Source organism: Kitasatospora sp. NPDC093558 (assembly GCF_040683475.1).
Classification (GTDB): Bacteria; Actinomycetota; Actinomycetes; order Streptomycetales; family Streptomycetaceae; genus Kitasatospora.
The window spans coordinates 1-2,789 of the sequence record NZ_JBFBDY010000739.1 but is presented as its reverse complement, the minus strand read 5'-3'; the positions used below and the strand labels follow the sequence as shown (position 1 = coordinate 2,789).

4 protein-coding genes are annotated in these 2,789 nt (G+C 71.8%); 3 read left to right on the top strand and 1 reads right to left on the bottom strand.

The features are described 5' to 3' along the window. The first annotated feature begins 20 nt into the window (after positions 1-20). Entirely contained in the window at positions 21-1,181 is a 1,161-nt protein-coding gene (locus tag AB0O00_RS34555; protein WP_363658600.1) for a BBE domain-containing protein, read from the top strand. Between the two features lie 52 nt (positions 1,182-1,233). Then, positions 1,234-1,509: a hypothetical protein gene (locus AB0O00_RS34550; RefSeq protein WP_359973450.1), complete on the top strand. Its 276-nt coding sequence runs from the start codon at positions 1,234-1,236 to the stop codon at positions 1,507-1,509. 4 nt (positions 1,510-1,513) lie between these two features. Here the strand turns inward: AB0O00_RS34550 and AB0O00_RS34545 are convergent, their stop codons facing one another. Beyond that, entirely contained in the window at positions 1,514-2,218 is a 705-nt protein-coding gene (locus tag AB0O00_RS34545) for an ABC transporter ATP-binding protein (protein ID WP_363658598.1), read from the bottom strand. A gap of 257 nt (positions 2,219-2,475) precedes the next feature. Here AB0O00_RS34545 and AB0O00_RS34540 point away from each other — a divergent pair. Beyond that, a partial coding sequence (locus AB0O00_RS34540; RefSeq protein ID WP_363658596.1) for a hypothetical protein occupies positions 2,476-2,789 on the top strand: 314 nt, incomplete at its 3' end.

Genomic DNA, 2,789 nt, shown 5'->3' with positions numbered 1-2,789 from the left:
TGGTCCGCGTGTAGGTGGGCATGGTCCCCCGCGTCTCGTGCCACTCGGTCGGCGCGGGCGGGCACATCTGCGGCGGCGGGTACGGGCTGCTCTCCCGGCGCGACGGGCTGACGGTCGACCACCTCGTCCAGGTCGACGTCGCCACCGTGCGCGGCGGCACCGCCGCGGTGACGCAGGCGCACCGGGACGATCCGGCGGGCTCGCCCGAGCAGGACCTCTTCTGGGCCCACACCGGGGGCGGCGGCGGGAACTTCGGGGTCGTCCTGCGCTACCACTTCGCCGCCGGCATCCCGGCGCCGCCGCCCCGGGTCTGGCTGAGCAGCGTGGCCTGGCCCTGGGGCGAACTGGTGGAGAGGCCGGGGGACTTCGAGAAGCTGCTGAGGAACTACGGGGAGTTCCTGGCCGCGCACAGCGGCGCGGACGAGCCGGTCTACCAGGGCCTGTTCACGCTCCTGAAGCTCACCCATCACTCCAACGGGAACGTCGTGCTGCTCAGCCAGTGGGACGGCGAGGATCCGGGGCCGCTGGAGGACTTCGTCGCAGCGGTCGAGTCCGGCATGGAGACCCGGGCGACGGTCCAGACGCAGAGCGTCGCCGGGCTGCTGCTGCCGTACCCGGAGAAGCACCGTCAAATGCCCTGGTTCCAGGCCACGATGACGCTCAACGGCTCGGGCGACAACCAGCGCGGCAAGTACAAGTCGGCCTACCACCGGGTGCCGTTCGACCAGGGCCACATCGACGCGCTGTGGGAGTGGCTGCGGCGGGACGTCGAGGGCCTCGACCTGAAGCAGACCCTCGTCCAGATCGACTCCTACGGCTGCCGGATCAACGCCCGCCGGCCCGGGGACACCGCCGTTCCGCAGCGCGACTCGATCATGAAGCTCCAGTACCAGACGTACTGGACGGACGAGCGGAAGGACGCCGACCACCTGGAGTACCTCGCCGGGCTCTACCGGGCCGTCTACCGGCGGACCGGGGGCGTCCCCGAGATCGACACCGACACCGACGGCGCCTACGTCAACTACCCGGACGTCGATCTGGGCACGGCCGGCCAGGCGGACGCGGCGTACCCGCGGCTGTACTACAAGGGCGGCTACGAGCGGCTGCAGCGGGCGAAGGAGTACTGGGACGGGAAGGGGGTGTTCCGCCACGCGCAGTCGGTCGTCGCGCCCGGGGGGTGATCGGCGGGCCGCTGGGAGTGCGGGAGGCGGGGGTCTGGCGCAGGGTCGACGTATGACTGGTGTTGTGGTGATGCTGGAGCTGGAGCCGTCCACGGAGGTGCTGGACGCCGGCGAGGTCGACCTGAGCGCGCGCGTGCGGTTCGTGCACGCGGCGGCGGCGGACCCGGACGTGCCGGAGGACCCGGGTCCGGTCACCTTCTGCGGGCTCGACACGGCCGGCCTGGAGCGCGAGCCCTACCGGCCGTCCGGGCCCGGTGAGCCCTGGTACCCGCCGTCCCAGCGGACCCGGCGGTGCCGTGAGTGCGAGGCGGCGCTCCAGGCGCTGTGACGGGTTAGGAGGGATCGACGATCCGGCCGTCGCGCAGCTCGATCACCCGGTCGGCGAGCTCCATCAGCGTCGGGTCGTGGGTGGCGACCAGGACGGTGACGCCCTCGCTGTGGACGACCGCGCGCAGCAGCTGCATGATCGCGCGGCCGGTCTCCGAGTCGAGCTGGCCGGTGGGCTCGTCGGCGATGATCAGGCCGGGATCGTTGGCGAGGGCGCGGGCGATCGCGACGCGCTGCTGCTGCCCGCCGGAGAGCTCGCCGGGCCGCTGGTTGGCGTGCTCGGCCAGGCCGACGAGGGCAAGCAGGGCGCGGGCGCGCTCCTCGCGCTCGGCGGGGGCCACCTTGCGCAGCCGCATCGGCACGCCGACGTTCTCGGCGGCGGTGAGCATGGGGATCAGGCCGAAGGACTGGAAGACGAAGCCGATCCGCTCCCGGCGCAGCGCGAGCCGGCCGTCCTCGTCGAGGCCGCCGAGGTCGGTGCCGTCGAGCGCGATGGTGCCGCCGGTCGGCGCGTCCAGGCCACCGACGAGGTTGAGCAGGGTGGTCTTGCCCGAGCCCGACCGGCCCTTGAGGGCGGTGAGTTCGCCCCGGCGGATCTCGAACGAGACGCCGCGCAGCGCGTGGACGGTTCGTTCGCCGGTGCCGAAGCTCCGCTGGAGGCCGCTCACGGCCACCATCGGTGCGTCGGTGACGTCCGGTTGCCGCGTCATGTGACGTCTCCCTATCCCTGCGTATCCGTTTGTCATCCGATTGTCGAACCTGCGCTCACGGTTCGTCCGCAGACGTCCAGCAGGTCCGAATTCCTGAACTGTGCATGGCGTGCTGACGATGTGTGGCGTCACGGTGCAAGGAATTTGCTCACTACTTACCTGATTCGCGCAAGTCCCTTCCGTTCGTTGAACGAATCTGACAGCATCGTCCGCTATCCGGCGATCATGCGCCGTGGTCGTACCGGGGGAGGAACTCGATGCTCGGCTTCGTCGTGCGCCGGCTGCGCGGACGGCTGCCGCTGGCCGCCGCCGTCCTGCTCACCGTGCTGATCACGACGGCCGTGCTGACGGCGCTGGTCGCGTTCAACCGCGGCGTCGGCGAGGCCGGTCTGCGGCAGGCGCTCCAGGGCTCCGGGCACGCCCGGACGACCGTCCTGGTGACCGTCGAGCACGGCCTCGACCGGCAGGCGAAGGACGACCCCGCGCTCGCCGACTACCGCTCGGCCCTCTTCGGCGGCCTGCCGGTGCAGACCCGGGAGGTGCTCCGCAGCCGTTCGTACGGCCTGCCGGG